Source organism: Salipiger thiooxidans, from assembly GCF_900102075.1.
Taxonomy (GTDB): domain Bacteria; phylum Pseudomonadota; class Alphaproteobacteria; order Rhodobacterales; family Rhodobacteraceae; genus Salipiger; species Salipiger thiooxidans.
In genome coordinates this window covers 273,915-289,347 of the sequence record NZ_FNAV01000008.1, presented here as the reverse complement: position 1 = coordinate 289,347, position 15,433 = coordinate 273,915, and the positions used below count along the sequence as shown (strand labels likewise).

Here is a 15,433-nt window from a genome sequence, read left to right as displayed (position 1 = left end):
CCACCGCTTCACCGTGGAGATTTACCGAACCTCAGACGATCCTTCGTGGATCCTGTCAGTGGAGAACGCCTTCGGGACGCTGACGATCTTGGACAACCCTCCATATTTTGCCGACGGCCTTGCCTGGCGGGCCTTCGAGAAGCTCCTCGATGAGCAAGGTTTCCGTGCCTTCTACAGCGCAAAGGAGCGCCGCAAGCTCCGGCTCTGAACGCATGGCCGATCAGGGCTGCGATATGTGGGGTCTTCGCCCTGCCCGGCCATGCTTCTCCACCCTCGGTGAGACATTTCTGGTTTGCGCAGCCGAAGACATTTCAACTTGGTTGCAACACTGTCTGCCGAGGGGGCACATTCTAAACTGGGTTGCGACAAATCCCCTATCTTGCTGGAAAGCAAGGAGAACGGACGATGGCGCACAAAGAGCTGGATCTGCGTGAGCGGCGCAGGATCGAAGACCTGCCAAACGCAAAGCTGCCGGTCAGCAGGATTGCCGCAGAGATCGGTCGGCATCGTTCGACCGTCCACCGCGAGATCAAGCGCAATGCTTTTGGCGCAGACACTGAAGAGGTCGCCTGTCTCGGTGGCTACTATGGGATGGTCGCGCATCAGAAAGCCACCAGTCGGCGCGCCCGACGGCGAAAGTTGATCCGGCTGTCCGAGCTGCGCGGCGGTGGTCGACCGCCTCAACAGGCGCACGAAACCGGCATGCCCTGCCCGGAAGGCGATTGCGAAGCAATCTGCCGAGAGGGGCAAGATCGTGAAGGCGGTGCGGGATCTGCCCGTGGCGGGCCGCAGATCCATCACCTTCGACCGCGGGACGGAGTTCGTGTCATGGCCGCACCCGCAGGCCCAGCCCGGAACCCAAACGTGGTTCTGCGACCCCTCCTCATCCTGGTAGAAAGGCACAGTCGAGAACACCAACCGTCGGCTCCGCCGCTGGCTTCGGAGGCAGCGAGACGTCGCGGCCATGACAGAGCTCGAGTTGAAACAACTCTGCGACCAGCTCAACGACACGCCTCGAAAAGGCCTTCGATGGAGGACCCCGGCCGAGGTCTTCCGCGAAAAGATAGTGGAGGAAATCGAGCGACGCCCCTCCCCGCGCAGGTCATGGGAGTCGCGCTTCAAGTGGCGCACACAGGGCGCACATCAGACATGCACCCGTTCTTGCCCCCCGGCTCGGATGCCGAGGGGGCTCTCTCCGATGTCAGCCTCAGCGAGCTGAAGCCGTCATGCCCGCCGCGAACATCGGGCCGCCTTTCCAGCGGGGGAAGCCGTAGCCGTGGATCTCGACCAGGTCGATGTCCTGCGGGGACTGCGCGATGCCTTCGCGCAGGATCGCCTCGCCCTCCGCGGCCATCGCGCCGACCAGGCGGTCGGCGATCTCCGGGCCCGACAGCGCCGCGCTGCCGGAGACGCGGTCCGCAAGAAGTGTCGCCACCGAGGCAGACGGTTTCGGCGTGCGGTCGCCCTCGGCGTAGTCGTACCAGCCGCCGCCGGTCTTCTGGCCCTTGCGACCGGCGCGCACGAGGATGTCGCCCAGCGTTTCCGGCACGTCCTGCCCTTCGGCCCGCGCGCCCTCGCGCTGGAGGAAGGCGATGTCGAGACCGCCCAGATCCTGCGCCTCGAACGGACCCATGCGGAAGCCGTAGCCGCGCATCGCGGCGTCGATCTCGGCGATCGCAACGCCCTGCTTCACCAGCGCCTCGGCCTCGGCGCGGTAGCGCTTGAGGATGCGGTTGCCGATGAAGCCCTCGCAGATGCCCGCCTGCACCGGCATCTTGTTCAGCGCCCGACCGAGCGCGAACCCGGTGGCGAGCACGTCGGGCGCGGTGTCGGGCGTCGGCACGATCTCGAGCAGCTTCATGATGTGGGCGGGGCTGAAGAAATGCAGCCCGATGAAGCGCGACGGATCCGGCAGACCCTCGGCGATGGCGCGCGGATCGAGGTAAGAGGTGTTGGTCGCCAGCACCGCGTCCGCGCGGCACACCCGACCCAGCTCGGCGAAGACGGCGCGCTTGACGCCGATCTCCTCGAAGACGGCCTCGATGACGAGGTCGGCGTCTGCCAGATCGGCATAATCGGTGCTGCCGCGGACGCCCGCCATGCGCCCGGCCCGGTCCTCTGCGCTGAGCTTGCCGCGCTTGACGGCGCTGTCGAAGATCTTGCCGACATTGGCCAGTCCGCGCGTAACCGCCTCGTCGTCGCGTTCGATGAGGAGGATCTCCATCCCGGCCTCGCGGCAGGCCCCGGCGATGCCCGCGCCCATGGTGCCGCCGCCGATCACGCCGACGGTCCTGACGGGGCGCGGCTCGATGCCCTTCAGCGCGGAGGGTTTCGGCGCCGCGCGCTCGGCGAAGAAGATGTGCCGCAGCGCCGCTGCCTCGTCCGATCCGCGCAGGTCGAGGAAAGTCTCGCGCTCATGCTCCATGGCCTCGGCAAAGTCGTGTTCGGTGGCGAAGCGCAGGCTGTCGAGCGCGCGCAGCGGCGCCTGATGCCCGGGCTTGGCGGCGCGCTTGCGGGCGTCCTGCCAGAACGCCTCGGGCATCGGCGCGAGTGGGCGCTGCGACACCGGCAGCGGCAGTTCGGCATCGAGCGCGGCGCGGGCGAAGGCCACCGCGTCGCGTTCGAGATCGCTCACCACCGCGTCGATGAGCCCGGCCTTCAGCGCCTTGCCGGCAGGCATCGGGCGCCCGCTGGTCACCAGATCAACCGTCGTTTCAATCCCCGCGAGGCGCGGCGTGCGCACCGTGCCCGAGGCGCCGGGAATGACGCCCAGCGTGACTTCGGGCAGGCCCACCCGGGCGCTCTCGACGGCGATGCGGAAGCGGCAGCCCATGGCGATCTCGAAGCCGCCGCCAAGCGCCGCGCCGTGGATCGCCGCGACCCAGGGCTTCTCGGCCCCCTCGATCCGGTCCACCACTTCGGGCAGGTGCGGCTCGACCGGCGGCTTGCCGAACTCTCGCACATCCGCCCCCGCAAGAAAGGTCCGCCCGGCGCAGATCAGCACCGCGGCCCGCACCCCGGGGTCGGCGTCGAGCTGGCCCACCATCTCGAAGAGCTCCTTTCGGACGGCCTCCGAGATCGCGTTCACCGGCGGGTTGTCGAGGGTGACGACGGCGATCTCGCCGTCGCGGCGGACTGTCAGGAGTGTCATGGTTCAGAGTCCCAGATAGGCTTCACGGATGCGCGGATCGGCGATGAGGTCGGGCGCGGCACCGGTCATGGTGATCCGCCCGGTTTCCATCACGTAGCCGCGGTCGGCGATCTTGAGCGCACCATAGGCGTTCTGCTCGACGAGCAGCACCGTCACGTCGCGCTCCTTGAGAGATTTCACCACGTCGAAGATCTGCGCCACGAGAAGCGGCGCCAGACCCATCGACGGCTCGTCGAGCAACAGGCAATGCGGCCGGCCCATCAGCGCGCGGGCGATGGCCAGCATCTGCTGCTGCCCGCCCGAGAGCCCGCCCGCCGCGAGGTTGCGCTTTTCCTTGAGGATCGGGAACATGGCGAAGGCGTCGGCCATGTCGCGGTCCACCCGCTCGTCGGTGAAAAGGAAAGCGCCAAGGCGCAGGTTCTCCTCGACCGTGAGGTTGGTGAAGATCTGCCGCCCCTCGGGCGACTGCGCGAGCCCCCGCTTCAGCCGCTTGTGGGCGGGCACCGAGGCGAAGCTCTCGCCGCGGAAGACGATGGTGCCGTCGCTCACCGGCTGGGTGCCCGAGAGGCACTTCAGCAGCGTGGTCTTGCCGGCGCCGTTGGCGCCCACCACGGTCACGATCTCGCCCGAGCTGACCTCGAGGTCGAGCCCGTGCAGCACCTCGATGCGCCCATAGCGCGAGCGCAGCCCCTCAACCGTCAGCATGGGCAGGCTCCTCCTCTTCGGTGCCGAGATAGGCGGCGATCACCGCCGGGTCGCGCGACACGGTGGCCGGGTCGCCCTCGGCGATCTTCTCGCCGTGGTCCAGCACCACGATGTGGTTCGAGATCCGCATCACCAGCTTCATGTCATGCTCGACCAGAAGGATGGCGATGCCCGAGGCCGCGAGCTCGGCGATGAGGTGGTCGATTTCCTCCGTCTCGACGGCGTTGCAGCCCGCCGCCGGTTCGTCGAGCAGCAGGATCTTCGGGTTCAGCGCCAGCGCGCGGGCGATCTCCAGCCGTTTCAGCGCGCCGTAGCTGAGGTTCCCGGCAATCTGCTCCGCGGCCTTGTCGAGCCGCACCCGTTCCAGCAGCTTGCGCGCCCCTGCCCGCGCCTGGGCCGCACGGCGCTTCATGCCGGGCAGCGACAGCAGGTCGGCCCAGACCGAGCCGCGCTCGCTGAGGTGGTACCCCGCCAGCACGTTGTCGAGCACCGTCATCTCCTGGAAGATCTGCAGGTTCTGGAAGGTGCGCGACAGGCCCATCTCGGCCAGCCGGTTGGGGGCGATGCCGGTCACCTCGGTGCCGTTCAGCGTGACCGAGCCGCGACCGGGCTGGTAGACGCCCGAGATCATGTTGAAGAGCGTGGTCTTGCCGGCGCCGTTCGGCCCGATGACCGAGACGATCTCGCCGGGGGCGACCCTGAAGCTCACGTCGTCGACCGCCTTCAGCCCGCCGAAGCTGATGCCGAGGCTCTGTACGTCCAGAAGGCTCATTCCCCCCTCCCCCTCAGGCGCCGCGCGATCGAGGGCAGAAGCCCCTGCGGCAGGAAGATCATCACCAGCACCATGACAAGGCCCAGCACCAGCTGCTCGTACTCGGCAAAGACCGTCAGCACCTGCGGCAGCAGCGTCAGGATCGCCGCGCCGAAGGTGGCGCCGAGCACCGAGCCGACGCCGCCCAGCACCGCCATGGTGACCATCTCGACCGAGTGCATGAAGCCCGCCACGTCCGGCGTGATGTAGCCGTTCTGCAGCGCCAGCAGCGAGCCCGCGACCGAGGCGTAGACCGCCGAGATCACGAAGGCGCGCAGCTTCTGGCGCGGCACGTCGACGCCGACGGTCGCGGCCGCGACCTCGGATCCGTGCAGCGCCCGCATGGCGCGGCCCGAGGGGCTGTCGAAGAGGTTCAGCGCGAGCCAGGCCCCGATCAGCAGCACGACGCCGCAGATCATGTACCAGAACTCGCCGCCCGAGAGCCGCCAGCCCATGTCGCGCAGCAGGTCGCGCAGCCCGAGGTCGGCGACGTTCATCCCGTCCGGGCCGCCGGTCAGCGCCCGTTCGTTGGTCAGCACCATCGACACGAGAATGCCGAACCCCAGCGTCGCCACGGCGAGATAGTAGCCCTTGAGCCGCAGGATCGGCTTGCCGATCAGCGCCGCCATCACGCCCGAGACCACCGCGCCAAGCAGCACCGCCAGCGCCGGATGCAGCCCGAGATGCTCGGGCGCCAGCGCGCAGGCATAGGCGCCGATCCCGGCGAAGCCCGCGTGGCCGAGGCTGATCTGCCCGGCGTAGCCGATCAGGATCACGAGCCCGACCACCGACAGCGCGTTGACAAAGATCAGCGCACCGACGCGGTAGTAGTAGCCCGAGGGGAAGAACAGCGGCAGCAGCGCGATGAGCAGCGCCAGCACGCCGAGCGAAATCCATTTGTTGCGGCCGGCCATCACACGCGCTCCGTCGATTTGCTGCCGAAGAGGCCCTGCGGCATCACGAAGAGCACACCGAGGATGACGATGAACGCCACCGCCTCCTTGTACTGCGAGCTGAGATAGCCCGCGGTCAGCGCCTCGAAGCAGCCGAGCAGGAGCCCGCCCAACAGCGCGCCCTTGGGGTTGCCCATGCCGCCCAGCATGGCGGCGGCGAAGCCCTTGAGCGCCAGCGCGACGCCCACGTCGTAACCCACCAGCGTGATTGGCGTGACCAGCACGCCGGCGAAGGCACCGATGGCCGCCGAAAGCCCGAAAGAGAGCGTCATCACCCAGCCGGTGTTGATCCCGACGAGCTGCGCCGCGACGCGGTTGTTGGCGGTGGCGAGCACCGCCTTGCCGGTCAGCGTGCGGGTGAAGAAGATCCAGAGGCCCACGAATACCGCCAGCGCGCCGCCGATCACCCAGAGGCTCTGCGGCAGGATCGTTGCGCCCAGAACGTGGATAGGATCGTCGCCCGAGAAGGACGGGAAGCGGTGCAGCTGCTTGTCGAAGACCAGCTGCGTCGCGCCGCGGATCACGATGGATGCGCCGATGGTGATGATGATGAGCGAGACCACGGGCGCGCCGCGCGCCGGCTCGATGGCCAGCTTGTTGAGCGCCACGCCGATTGCCGAGGTCACGAGGATCGCGAGCAGCGCCGCCAGCGGCAGCGGCAGTCCGGCCTCGAAGGCAAAGACGGTGATCATCCCGCCCAGCATGACGAATTCGCCCTGGGCGAAGTTCACCACGTCGGAGGCGTTGTAGATGATGGTGAATCCCAGCGCCACGAGCGCGTAGACGGCGCCGACGGTCAGACCGGAGAACAGGAATTGCAGCAGGGCGTCCATCGGGGCTCCCAAGGCGATGCGGAAATTGGGGTGCGGCTCCGGGCGCGTGATCCCGGAACCGAAGCGGGTCAGTCGACGGCCAGCCAGTCGCCGTCCTTGATCTCCAGCATCCGGAAGGCGCTGAGATCGAGGCCGAGGTGATCCTCGGGCGAGAAGCTGTAGGTGCCGGTGGTGCCGACGAGGCCGTCGGTCGCCTCCAGCGCGTCGCGGATCGCCTGCGGATCCTCGCTGTCACCGGCGCGGGTGATGGCGTCGACGATCAGCGCGAAGGCGTCATGGGCATATCCGCCGAAGGTCGAGACGTCCTGGTCGTACCTGGCCTTGTAGGCCTCGGTGTAGGTGGTCACCACGTCGTATTGCGCGTCATCCTCGGCCAGCTTGTCGGCGATCAGCAGCGCGGTGCCCGGCAGGCGCAGCCCCTCGGCGGCATCGGCGCCGGCGAGCTCGATGAACGCGTCCGAGGCGACCCCGTGGCTCTGGTAGAGCGGGATCTCGAAACCCAGCTGCGCGACGTTGCGGGTGACGATTGCCGGGCCCTGGCCGAAGCCCGGGTTCAGCACCGCCTGCACGCCGTCGGTGTTGCGGATGCGGGTCAGCTGCGGCGTCATGTCGGCGTCCTGCGGACCGTAGGTTTCGTCGGCGAGGATCTCGATGCCGTGCTCGCCCGCGACCTCCTTGCACTGCGCCTGCATCGACGCGCCGAAGCCGTCGGTGCCCGAGATCATGCCGATTTTGGTGATGCCCTGCGCCTGCATGTCGGTGAAGATCTTCTCGCAGGCCATGCGGTCGGTGTGCGGGGTCTTGAAGACGAATTCGCGCACCGGGTCGATGATCGAGATCGCGCCGGCCAGCGAGATGAAGGGAATGCCCTCGTCCTCGGCCACGGACAGGATCGACATGGTGGTGCCGGTGGTCGAGCCGCCGATGATCGCGACGACCTCGTCATCCTCGACGAGGCGGGTGGCGAAGGTGCGCGCCTTGTTGGGGTCGCCGCCGTCGTCGTAGAGCGTGAGGGCGATCTCCTCCCCGTTGATCCCCCCTTCCTCGTTCAGCTGTTCGACCAGCATCTCGATGGTCTTGGCCTCGGGATCGCCGAGGAAGGCCGCCGGGCCGGTGGCCGAGACGCTGACGCCGAGACGGATCTCGGCATGCGCGGCGCCGGCGAGGACGCCGAGAGCGGCGAAGGTGGCAAGCGCGGTGGTGGTCTTGGACATCATGGTAACTCCTCCCAGATTGGTGTCCGTCGAAAGTCGGGTGCCGGGGCTCCGGTCAGGCGGTCAGGCCGCCTTGGGCCAGCGGATCATCACGCGCCGGAAGCGGGGCGCGACGAAGGCGGTGTCGGTCAGGCTGGCATTGCCCGCCGGGTTCGCCCCGGTGACGTGGAAGTCGGAGAAGGCCGCCGACTGGTTCACGTAGATGTTGCCGGTGAGGTTCACCGAAAGGTTCACGCCGGCCTGTGCAAAGGCCTGGGCTGCGCGCGTTACGAGCGCGTCGTCGGCGGCGTAGAGCGCGGCGGTGATCGCCCCCTTGCGGCGGGCGATGCCGGCGGCGCGGGCGATGGCCTCCTCTGCGCCGTCGCAGGGCACGAGGAACGAGACCGGGCCGAAGCATTCTTCGTTCTGCGGGCCGTCCTCGCCCTCGACCGCGATCAGAAGCGGCGTCGCGCTCCGGCCATGGCCGGTCTGGCCGCTGTCCCGCACCACCCTGCCCGCGCCGCGCGCCGAGGCGACCCGCTCGAGCGTGGCGGGGTTCACGATGGTGCCGCAGACGCCGGCGGCGCGGTCCGGATCCGAGAGCAGCGCGTCGATGGCTGCCGTCAGCCCTGCGGCCACCTCGTCGAAGCTCTTGTGTCCCTCGTCGGTCTCGATCCCGCCGCGCGGGATGTAGATGTTCTGCGGCGAGGTGCACATCTGCCCCGAGTAGAGCGACAGCGAGAAGGCGAGGTTCGCACACATCCCGGCGAAGTCATTGGTGCCGGTGATGGTCACGGAATTCACCCCGGCCTCTTCCGTGAAGACCTGCGCGCGGCTGTTGGCGCGGATCCAGTCGGCAAAGGCGGTGGAGCCGGTGTAGTCGATCAGCGCCACGCGCTCGTCGGTCGCCAGCTCCCTGGTGATCTCGGCGCCCGGCGCGTCGGCGGCCAGCAGCACCGCGTCCTGCGGCAGCCCGGCCTCGGCGAAGACCTCGCGCAGGACGCGCACGGTCAGTGCCAGCGGCAGGATGGCGCGCGGGTGCGGCTTGACGATCACCGGGTTGCCGGTGGCGAGGCTCGCGAAGATGCCCGGGTAGCCGTTCCACGTCGGGAAGGTGTTGCAGCCCACGGTGAGCGCGATGCCGCGCGGCACCTGCGCCCAGTGCTTCTCGATCACCAAGGGCGCGTGGCGGCCCTGCGGCTTTTCCCAGACCGCGTCGCGGGCGCTGCGGGTCAGCTCGGAATAGGCCATCGCCAGCGCCTCGAGCCCGCGATCCTGCGCGTGCGGTCCGCCCGCCTGGAACGCCATGGCAAAGGCCTGCCCGGTGGTGTGCATCGTCGCGTGGCCGAGCAGGAAGCTCATCCGGTTGAGCCGCACCAGCGCCTCGAGCAGCGCGCCGGTACGGGCCTCGACCGAGGCGTCTGCAAGGCCCGGCGAGGCGGCGTCGGAGGCGGCGATCAGCGTCTCGGGCGCGGCGGCGGGATAGGTGATGCCAAGCGCAGGCCCCCAGGGGGATACCTCCGCCCCGACGCGCCCCTCCTCGGGATGGCCAGGCAGATCGAAGGCCGCGCCAAGCAGCGCGGCGTAGGTCGATTCGCCCTCGTCCTTCGCGGTCTCGCCATAGATCTTCTCGCTCGGAACCTCGGGAAACGGGGTCCAGAATTCGCGCGTTTCCAGTGCCTTCAGGGCACTTTCCAGCAACGGCCGATGGCGGGTGAACAGGTCTGTCATGGCTCCTCCCAAAGCTTGAGCAGCATCATTGACCGTCCGGTCGGTTTATGCAACAGTAAATGTCACAGGCCCTGTGGAGGGGGCCGGGAGGACCACATGACGATATCGCAAACCGTACTGGCAGAGCTGGACTCCGGCGTTCTGAAACTGACGCTCAACCGCCCGGAAAAGCTCAACTCCTTCAACGAGGAGATGCATCTCGCGCTGCGTGCGCAGATCCAGCGCGCCCATAACGAGCCCGAGATTCGCGCCGTCCTCCTGACCGGTGCCGGCCGCGGCTTCTGCGCCGGGCAGGACCTTGGCGACCGCGACCCGCGCAAGGGGGGGCCGAAGCCCGACCTCGGCCACACGATCGAGACCTTCTACAACCCCACGCTCCGCCTGATCCGCGCGCTCGAGAAGCCGGTGATCTGTGCGGTCAACGGTGTGGCGGCGGGCGCAGGCGCCAACATCGCCTTTGCCTGCGACATAGTGCTGGCGGCGAAATCCGCGAAGTTCATCCAGGCCTTCTCGAAGATCGGGCTGATCCCGGACGCGGGCGGCAGCTGGTCGCTGACCCGCATTCTCGGCGAGCCGCGCGCCAAGGCGCTGACGCTCACCGCCGAACCGCTGATGGCCGAGACCGCCGCCGACTGGGGGCTGATCTGGAAGGCGCTCGACGACGACGCGCTCATCCCCGAGGCCGAGGCGCTGGCGGCGAAACTGGCCGCCGGGCCGACACTGGGGCTGGGCCTCACCAAGCGGCTGATCCAGGAGGCCGCGACAAACGATCTCGACACGCATCTCGACCGTGAGCGAGACTGTCAGCGCGAGGCAGGCCGGTCCGACGACTACGCCGAGGGCGTCACGGCCTTTCTCGAGAAACGTCCTGCCAGCTTCCGGGGGAAGTGAGCCATGAAGGACACCCCTGACATGACCGCCCAGGAACTCGCCGAGGCCTGCGCCCGCGAGATGTGGAACTCAGACAGCGCGTCGCAGCGGCTCGGCATGGTGCTCAAGCACATCGCACCGGGAGAGGCGACGCTCGGGATGGAACTGGGCCCGGCGATGACCAACGGCCACGGCAACGCCCACGGCGGCTACCTCTTCACGCTCGCCGACAGCGCCTTTGCCTTCGCCTGCAACACCTACAACGAGATGACCGTCGCGCAGCATTGCTCGGTCACCTACATCACCCCGGGCGCGCTCGGGGACCAGCTGACCGCCACCGCGCGCGAGATCTCGCGCAAGGGCCGGTCCGGCATCTACGACGTGACGATCACCCGGGAGGACGGGACCGTCATCGCAGAATTCCGCGGCCATTCGCGGACGCTCAGCAGGCCCCTGCTGCCCGGGACGCGGACGGAGGGCTGACCCATGAAGGGAGGAGACACCATGACCGACATGACCCCGATGAAGGAGATCCTCGACCCGATCGAGATCGCCAGCCGCGACGAGATTTCGGCGCTTCAGCAGAAGCGCATGGCCTGGTCGCTGCGCCACGCCTACGAGAACTCGCCCTTCTATCGCAAGCGTTTCGACGAGCACGGCGCGCATCCGGACGATTTCAGGACGCTGTCCGACCTCGCCAGGTTCCCCTTCACCATGAAGCAGGACCTGCGCGACACCTACCCCTTCGGCATGTTCGCCGTCCCGCGTGAGCAGCTGGTGCGCATCCACGGCTCGTCTGGCACCACCGGCAAGCCCACCGTCGTGGGCTACACCCAGAAGGACATCGACACCTGGGCCGACTGCATGGCGCGCTCGATCCGTGCCTCGGGTGGCCGCAAGGGCGACATCTGCCACGTGGCCTATGGCTACGGTCTCTTCACCGGCGGGCTTGGCGCCCACTACGGGGCCGAACGGCTGGGCTGCACCGTGGTGCCGATCTCGGGCGGCATGACCGAGCGGCAGGTCACCCTGATGCAGGATTTCCGCCCGCAGATCATCATGGTCACGCCCTCCTACATGCTCTCGATCCTCGACGAGTTCCGCCGCCAGGGCATCGACCCGCGGCAGAGCTCGCTCAAGGTCGGCATCTTCGGCGCCGAGCCCTGGACCAACGCCATGCGCGAAGAGATCGAGCAGGCCTTCGACATGCACGCGGTCGACATCTACGGCCTGTCCGAGATCATGGGCCCCGGCGTCGCCAACGAATGCGTCGAGACCAAGGACGGGCTGCACGTCTGGGAGGATCACTTCTACCCCGAGATCATCGATCCCACGACGGGCGATGTGCTGCCGGACGGCGAGATGGGCGAACTGGTGTTCACCACGCTCACCAAGGAAGGCCTGCCGATGGTGCGCTACCGCACCCGCGACCTCACCCGCATCCTGCCCGGCACCGCGCGCTCGATGCGCCGGATCGAGAAGATCACCGGCCGCAGCGACGACATGATCATCCTGCGCGGCGTCAACGTCTTCCCGACCCAGATCGAGGAGCAGATTCTGAAATGCGAGGGCCTCGCGCCGCATTTCCAGATCGAGCTCGGCCGCAAGGACCGGATGGACGTGATGACCGTTCACGTGGAATGCACCCCCGCCCGCTGCGATGCGGACGCCCGCGCCGCCTCGGCGAAGGAGCTGTCGCATCACATCAAGTCGGTGGTCGGTGTCTCGACCAGGATCGAGGTCCACGATCCGGAAGGCGTTGCCCGTTCCGAAGGCAAAGCCAAGCGCGTCGTCGACAACCGCCCCAAGTAGCCCGCAGGCAGGCTGGCAAAAACCCCGTCCGGCGGATAAGGACTGGCCCGCCGCCATTCCGTCCGCCGGACCAAGAGGAGCATTCGCGCATATGGCCAGAACGCGCGCCAGCGACTTCGAGGAGAAGCAGCACCAGCTGCTTCTGACCGCCGCCAACGTCTTTGCGACGCAGGGCATGGAGAAGGCCTCCATGTCCCAGATCGCCTCCGAGGCCGGGGTCTCCAAGTCGCTGCTGTACCATTACTACCCGTCGAAGGACGCGCTGATCTTCGCGATCATCGAGACCCATCTCGACGAGCTCGACGCCGCCATCGAAGAGGCGGACGATCCCGCCCTGCCCCCGCGCGAGCGGCTCGAGGCACTGGTGATGACGGTGCTCGACGCCTACCGCGGCGCCGACGACCAGCACAAGGTCCAGCTCAACGCGGGCCCGGCACTGTCGGACGAGCAGAAGGCCGCGATCACCAAGATCGAGCGGCGCATCGTCAAGCACTTCTCCGGGGTGCTGAACGAGATCCACCCGCAGCTCGACACGCCGGAAAGGCCGCTGCTGATGCCGGTCACCATGTCGCTCTTCGGCATGATGAACTGGGTCTACATGTGGTTCCGCGACGGCGGCAAGATCAGCCGCGAGGACTATGCCCGCGTGGCGACGACCCTGATCCTCGAAGGGGTCAAGGCCGTCCGCTGAGCGCCGCGCGCTCGACCACCAGCGGGTCGTACTCGGGCGCCGTCACACGGCGGCGCCCGTCCTCCACCTCCGCCAGCGGCTGTGCCGGCGCAAGCTTGGTCCTGGCGTCCACCGCGAGCTGCCGGTAGACATCCGTGCCGCGCGATTTCCAGTCGATCTCCTGTTCGCTCAGTTCGCGCAGGACCTTGGCGGGCGAGCCCACCGCCATGACATTGGCCGGGATCTCCATCCCCGCCCGCACGAAGGCCATGGCGCCGACGATGCTGTTCTCGCCGATGCGCGCCTCGTCCATCACCACGGCATTCATGCCGATCAGCGCGTTGCGCCCGATGTGGCAGCCGTGGAGCACCGCGCCGTGCCCGACGTGGCCGCGCTCCTCGACCACCACGTCCTTGCCGGGAAAGGCATGGGCGACGCAGGTCTCCTGCACGTTCGAGCCCGGCTCCAGCGTGATCCGCCCGAAATCGCCGCGCAGCACCGCGCCGGGGCCGACATAGCAGCCGGCCCCCACGATCACGTCCCCGATCAGCACCGCCTCGGGGTGGACGAAGGCCGAGGGGGCCACCACCGGCACCACGCCGTCCCAGGACCAGATCGCCATGCTCAGGCCTCCTTCGGCAGCGGCCAGCTCTTGGCCACCATGGTCAGCACGTCGTACTCGGCCACCACCTCGTCGTTCTGGTTGGTGACGCGGCAATCCCAGCGCACCTCGCCGTAGACCGTGCCCTCGCGTGGGTTGATCTGCTTGCAGGTCAGCTGAACCTGCAGGCTGTCGCCGAAGTAGACGGGCGTCAGGAAGCGCAGGTTGTCGACGCCGTAGTTGGCCAGCACCGGGCCCGGATCGGGCTGCACGAAGAGCCCCGCCGCAAAGGAAGCGATGAGGTAGCCATGCGCCACGCGGTCGTCGAAGAACGGGTTGGCCTTGGCCGCGTCGCTGTCCATGTGGGCATAGAAGGTGTCGCCGGTGAAATGGGCGAAGTGCTCGACGTCTTCCTCGGTGATGACCCGGCGCTCGGTGACCAGCTGGTCGCCGATGGCGAGCTCGGCCAGAGACTTGCGGAACGGGTGCGTGCCCTGCGCGGCCGGTGCGCCCGCGACCCACTCGCCGGTAACCGCCGAGAGCAGCCGCGGCGTGCCCTGGACGGCGGTGCGCATCATGAAGTGCTTCACCCCGCGCATGCCGCCCATTTCCTCGCCACCGCCCGCGCGGCCCGGCCCGCCGTGCACCAGCGGTGCCAGCGGCGCGCCGTGGCCTGTCGAGGTCTTGGCGCTGTCGCGGTTGCCCAGCATCACCCGCCCGTGGAAGGGCGCGACGCCGATCACCAGCTCGGCCGCGACGGCGGGATCGTTGGTGAAGACCGACGACACCAGCGAGCCCTTGCCCTTCATCGCGAGCGTGACCGCCTCGTCGAGGCCGTCATATGCCATCACCGTCGCCACCGGACCGAAGGCCTCGATGTCATGCGGGGCAGTGGCGGTCATCGGATCGGCACAGTGCAGCAGCACCGGGTTGAGGAAGGCGCCCGTCTCGGCATCGCCCGAGACCAGCTCAACCCTTGCCGGATCGCCGAAGACGATCTCTGCCTCGCGGGCGATCTCGGCGATCTTCTCGCGCACGCCGTCCCGGTCGCCCAGCGAGGCCAGCGCGCTCATGCGTGCGTCGGCGTCGTCCGGCAGCCCCAGCGGTGTCTTGCCAAGCCGGTCGGACAGCGCTTCGATCACCGCCTGTTCCTGCCCTTTAGGCACGATTACTCGGCGGATCGCGGTGCATTTCTGCCCCGCCTTGGCGGTCATCTCGCGGTGCACTTCCTTGACGAAGAGATCGAACTCAGGCGTGCCCGGCACCGCGTCGGGGCCCAGGATCGCGGCGTTGAGGCTGTCGGCCTCCATGGTGAAGCGCACCGAGTTCTCGATGATCGCCGGATGCGCCTTCAGCTTGCGCCCGGTCGAGGCCGAGCCGGTGAAGGTGACGATGTCCTGCCCGGTCACGTGGTCCAGCAGATCCCCGACGCCGCCGCAGACGATCTGCAGCGCACCGTCCGGCAGGATGCCCATCTCGAGGATGCGCCGCACCACCAGCTCGCTCAGGTAGGCGGTGGCCGAAGCGGGCTTCACGAGGCAGGGCATGCCGGCGATCAGCGCGGGCGCGATCTTTTCCAGCATCCCCCAGACCGGGAAGTTGAAGGCGTTGATGTGGATCGCCACGCCCCGCATCGGCACGAGGATGTGCTGTCCGACAAAGCTGCCGTCGCGCGACAGCCCCTCGACCGCACCCTCGGGGACCACCCTGGCGTTGGGCAGCTCGCGCCGGGCCTTCGACGCGAAGGTGAGCATCGTCCCGATGCCGCCGTCGATGTCCGGCCAGGCGTCCCGGGCGGTGGCGCCGGTGGCGAGGCTCTCGGCGTAGAACTCGTCCTTCATCTCCATCAGCTTCATGCCGATGGACTTCAGCATCAGCGCGCGCTCGTGGATGGTGTGGCCGCGCAGCGCCCTGCCGCCGACCTCGCGGCCCCAGTCCAGCGCCCCGGCGAAATCGAGCCCGTCCGATCCGATGTAGGCGTGCACCTCCCCGGTGGCGGCGTTGGCGAGCGGCTTGCCCTCGCCCTGCCCGGCGCGCCAGGCGCCCTGCACGTAGCTCTCGAGGCGGCGGGCCGTGCGTCCCGTATCCAGCATTTGCTCGTCC

At 68.3% G+C, this 15,433-nt stretch carries 14 protein-coding genes and 1 pseudogene; 6 read left to right on the top strand and 9 right to left on the bottom strand.

Annotated features, from left to right (window positions below; all coding sequences use genetic code 11):
• Positions 1–208 (top strand): hypothetical protein (locus BLQ77_RS14250; protein ID WP_089960302.1); only part of this gene is annotated, 208 nt, incomplete at its 5' end.
• 197 nt (positions 209–405) lie between these two features.
• Positions 406–1,072: pseudogene (locus BLQ77_RS29960) on the top strand (IS30 family transposase); the annotation flags it as partial.
• Between the two features lie 135 nt (positions 1,073–1,207).
• Here the strand turns inward: BLQ77_RS29960 and BLQ77_RS14240 are convergent.
• The 7 genes from BLQ77_RS14240 to paaN form a co-directional block, all read right to left on the bottom strand.
• On the bottom strand, positions 1,208–3,151 hold the full coding sequence (locus tag BLQ77_RS14240; RefSeq protein ID WP_089960300.1) for a 3-hydroxyacyl-CoA dehydrogenase NAD-binding domain-containing protein: 1,944 nt from the start codon (positions 3,149–3,151) through the stop codon (positions 1,208–1,210).
• A 3-nt stretch (positions 3,152–3,154) separates the two neighbouring features.
• Positions 3,155–3,856 carry an ABC transporter ATP-binding protein gene (locus BLQ77_RS14235; protein ID WP_089960297.1) on the bottom strand — a complete coding sequence of 234 codons (702 nt, stop codon included), beginning with the start codon at positions 3,854–3,856 and terminating at the stop codon, positions 3,155–3,157.
• Complete coding sequence (locus BLQ77_RS14230) at positions 3,843–4,628, bottom strand: ABC transporter ATP-binding protein (protein WP_089960295.1); 786 nt, start codon at positions 4,626–4,628, stop codon at positions 3,843–3,845. Before BLQ77_RS14230 ends, BLQ77_RS14235 begins: the two co-directional genes overlap by 14 nt.
• On the bottom strand, positions 4,625–5,581 hold the full coding sequence (locus BLQ77_RS14225) for a branched-chain amino acid ABC transporter permease (protein WP_089960293.1): 957 nt from the start codon (positions 5,579–5,581) through the stop codon (positions 4,625–4,627). The genes BLQ77_RS14230 and BLQ77_RS14225 overlap by 4 nt, the downstream gene beginning before the upstream one ends.
• Positions 5,581–6,453: a branched-chain amino acid ABC transporter permease gene (locus BLQ77_RS14220; protein ID WP_089960291.1), complete on the bottom strand. Its 873-nt coding sequence runs from the start codon at positions 6,451–6,453 to the stop codon at positions 5,581–5,583. Before BLQ77_RS14220 ends, BLQ77_RS14225 begins: the two co-directional genes overlap by 1 nt.
• A gap of 68 nt (positions 6,454–6,521) precedes the next feature.
• On the bottom strand, positions 6,522–7,667 hold the full coding sequence (locus BLQ77_RS14215; RefSeq protein ID WP_375360203.1) for an ABC transporter substrate-binding protein: 1,146 nt from the start codon (positions 7,665–7,667) through the stop codon (positions 6,522–6,524).
• Between the two features lie 63 nt (positions 7,668–7,730).
• The gene (paaN, locus tag BLQ77_RS14210) at positions 7,731–9,377 is read right to left on the bottom strand and encodes a phenylacetic acid degradation protein PaaN (protein ID WP_089960285.1); all 1,647 of its coding nucleotides are present in this window, start codon (positions 9,375–9,377) and stop codon (positions 7,731–7,733) included.
• Between the two features lie 96 nt (positions 9,378–9,473).
• Between paaN and paaG the strand changes: the two genes are divergently transcribed.
• The 4 genes from paaG to BLQ77_RS14190 all read left to right on the top strand — a co-directional run bounded on the left by paaG (position 9,474) and on the right by BLQ77_RS14190 (position 12,750).
• Positions 9,474–10,268: a 2-(1,2-epoxy-1,2-dihydrophenyl)acetyl-CoA isomerase PaaG gene (gene paaG / locus BLQ77_RS14205; protein WP_207545844.1), complete on the top strand. Its 795-nt coding sequence runs from the start codon at positions 9,474–9,476 to the stop codon at positions 10,266–10,268.
• A 21-nt stretch (positions 10,269–10,289) separates the two neighbouring features.
• Positions 10,290–10,730, top strand: a complete 441-nt coding sequence (gene paaI, locus BLQ77_RS14200) for a hydroxyphenylacetyl-CoA thioesterase PaaI (RefSeq protein WP_089960284.1) — start codon at positions 10,290–10,292, stop codon at positions 10,728–10,730.
• Positions 10,731–10,751: 21 nt separating this feature from the next.
• The gene (gene paaK, locus BLQ77_RS14195) at positions 10,752–12,059 is read left to right on the top strand and encodes a phenylacetate--CoA ligase PaaK (RefSeq protein WP_008887773.1); all 1,308 of its coding nucleotides are present in this window, start codon (positions 10,752–10,754) and stop codon (positions 12,057–12,059) included.
• 91 nt (positions 12,060–12,150) lie between these two features.
• Positions 12,151–12,750 (top strand): TetR/AcrR family transcriptional regulator, encoded by a 600-nt coding sequence (locus tag BLQ77_RS14190; RefSeq protein WP_008887690.1) that lies wholly within the window; start codon positions 12,151–12,153, stop codon positions 12,748–12,750.
• On the opposite strand, the gene BLQ77_RS14185 is transcribed toward BLQ77_RS14190, so the two are convergent.
• Positions 12,734–13,351 carry a transferase hexapeptide repeat family protein gene (locus tag BLQ77_RS14185; protein WP_089960281.1) on the bottom strand — a complete coding sequence of 206 codons (618 nt, stop codon included), beginning with the start codon at positions 13,349–13,351 and terminating at the stop codon, positions 12,734–12,736. The two genes, BLQ77_RS14190 and BLQ77_RS14185, sit on opposite strands and share 17 nt — an antisense overlap.
• A 2-nt stretch (positions 13,352–13,353) precedes the next feature.
• On the bottom strand, positions 13,354–15,423 hold the full coding sequence (paaZ, locus tag BLQ77_RS14180) for a phenylacetic acid degradation bifunctional protein PaaZ (protein WP_089960279.1): 2,070 nt from the start codon (positions 15,421–15,423) through the stop codon (positions 13,354–13,356).
• Positions 15,424–15,433: the final 10 nt, after the last annotated feature.

Excerpts from the sequence above, each read along its gene's own strand:
- BLQ77_RS14190 (WP_008887690.1), top strand. The coding sequence starts at position 12,151 with ATGGCCAGAACGCGCGCCAGCGACTTCGAGGAGAAGCAGCACCAGCTG.
- paaN (WP_089960285.1), bottom strand. The coding sequence starts at position 9,377 with ATGACAGACCTGTTCACCCGCCATCGGCCGTTGCTGGAAAGTGCCCTG.
- BLQ77_RS14185 (WP_089960281.1), bottom strand. The coding sequence starts at position 13,351 with ATGGCGATCTGGTCCTGGGACGGCGTGGTGCCGGTGGTGGCCCCCTCG.
- BLQ77_RS14215 (WP_375360203.1), bottom strand. The coding sequence starts at position 7,667 with ATGTCCAAGACCACCACCGCGCTTGCCACCTTCGCCGCTCTCGGCGTC.
- BLQ77_RS14225 (WP_089960293.1), bottom strand. The coding sequence starts at position 5,581 with ATGGCCGGCCGCAACAAATGGATTTCGCTCGGCGTGCTGGCGCTGCTC.
- paaI (WP_089960284.1), top strand. The coding sequence starts at position 10,290 with ATGACCGCCCAGGAACTCGCCGAGGCCTGCGCCCGCGAGATGTGGAAC.
- BLQ77_RS14240 (WP_089960300.1), bottom strand. The coding sequence starts at position 3,151 with ATGACACTCCTGACAGTCCGCCGCGACGGCGAGATCGCCGTCGTCACC.
- BLQ77_RS14235 (WP_089960297.1), bottom strand. The coding sequence starts at position 3,856 with ATGCTGACGGTTGAGGGGCTGCGCTCGCGCTATGGGCGCATCGAGGTG.
- paaZ (WP_089960279.1), bottom strand. The coding sequence starts at position 15,423 with ATGCTGGATACGGGACGCACGGCCCGCCGCCTCGAGAGCTACGTGCAG.
- paaG (WP_207545844.1), top strand. The coding sequence starts at position 9,474 with ATGACGATATCGCAAACCGTACTGGCAGAGCTGGACTCCGGCGTTCTG.
- paaK (WP_008887773.1), top strand. The coding sequence starts at position 10,752 with ATGACCGACATGACCCCGATGAAGGAGATCCTCGACCCGATCGAGATC.
- BLQ77_RS14220 (WP_089960291.1), bottom strand. The coding sequence starts at position 6,453 with ATGGACGCCCTGCTGCAATTCCTGTTCTCCGGTCTGACCGTCGGCGCC.
- BLQ77_RS14230 (WP_089960295.1), bottom strand. The coding sequence starts at position 4,628 with ATGAGCCTTCTGGACGTACAGAGCCTCGGCATCAGCTTCGGCGGGCTG.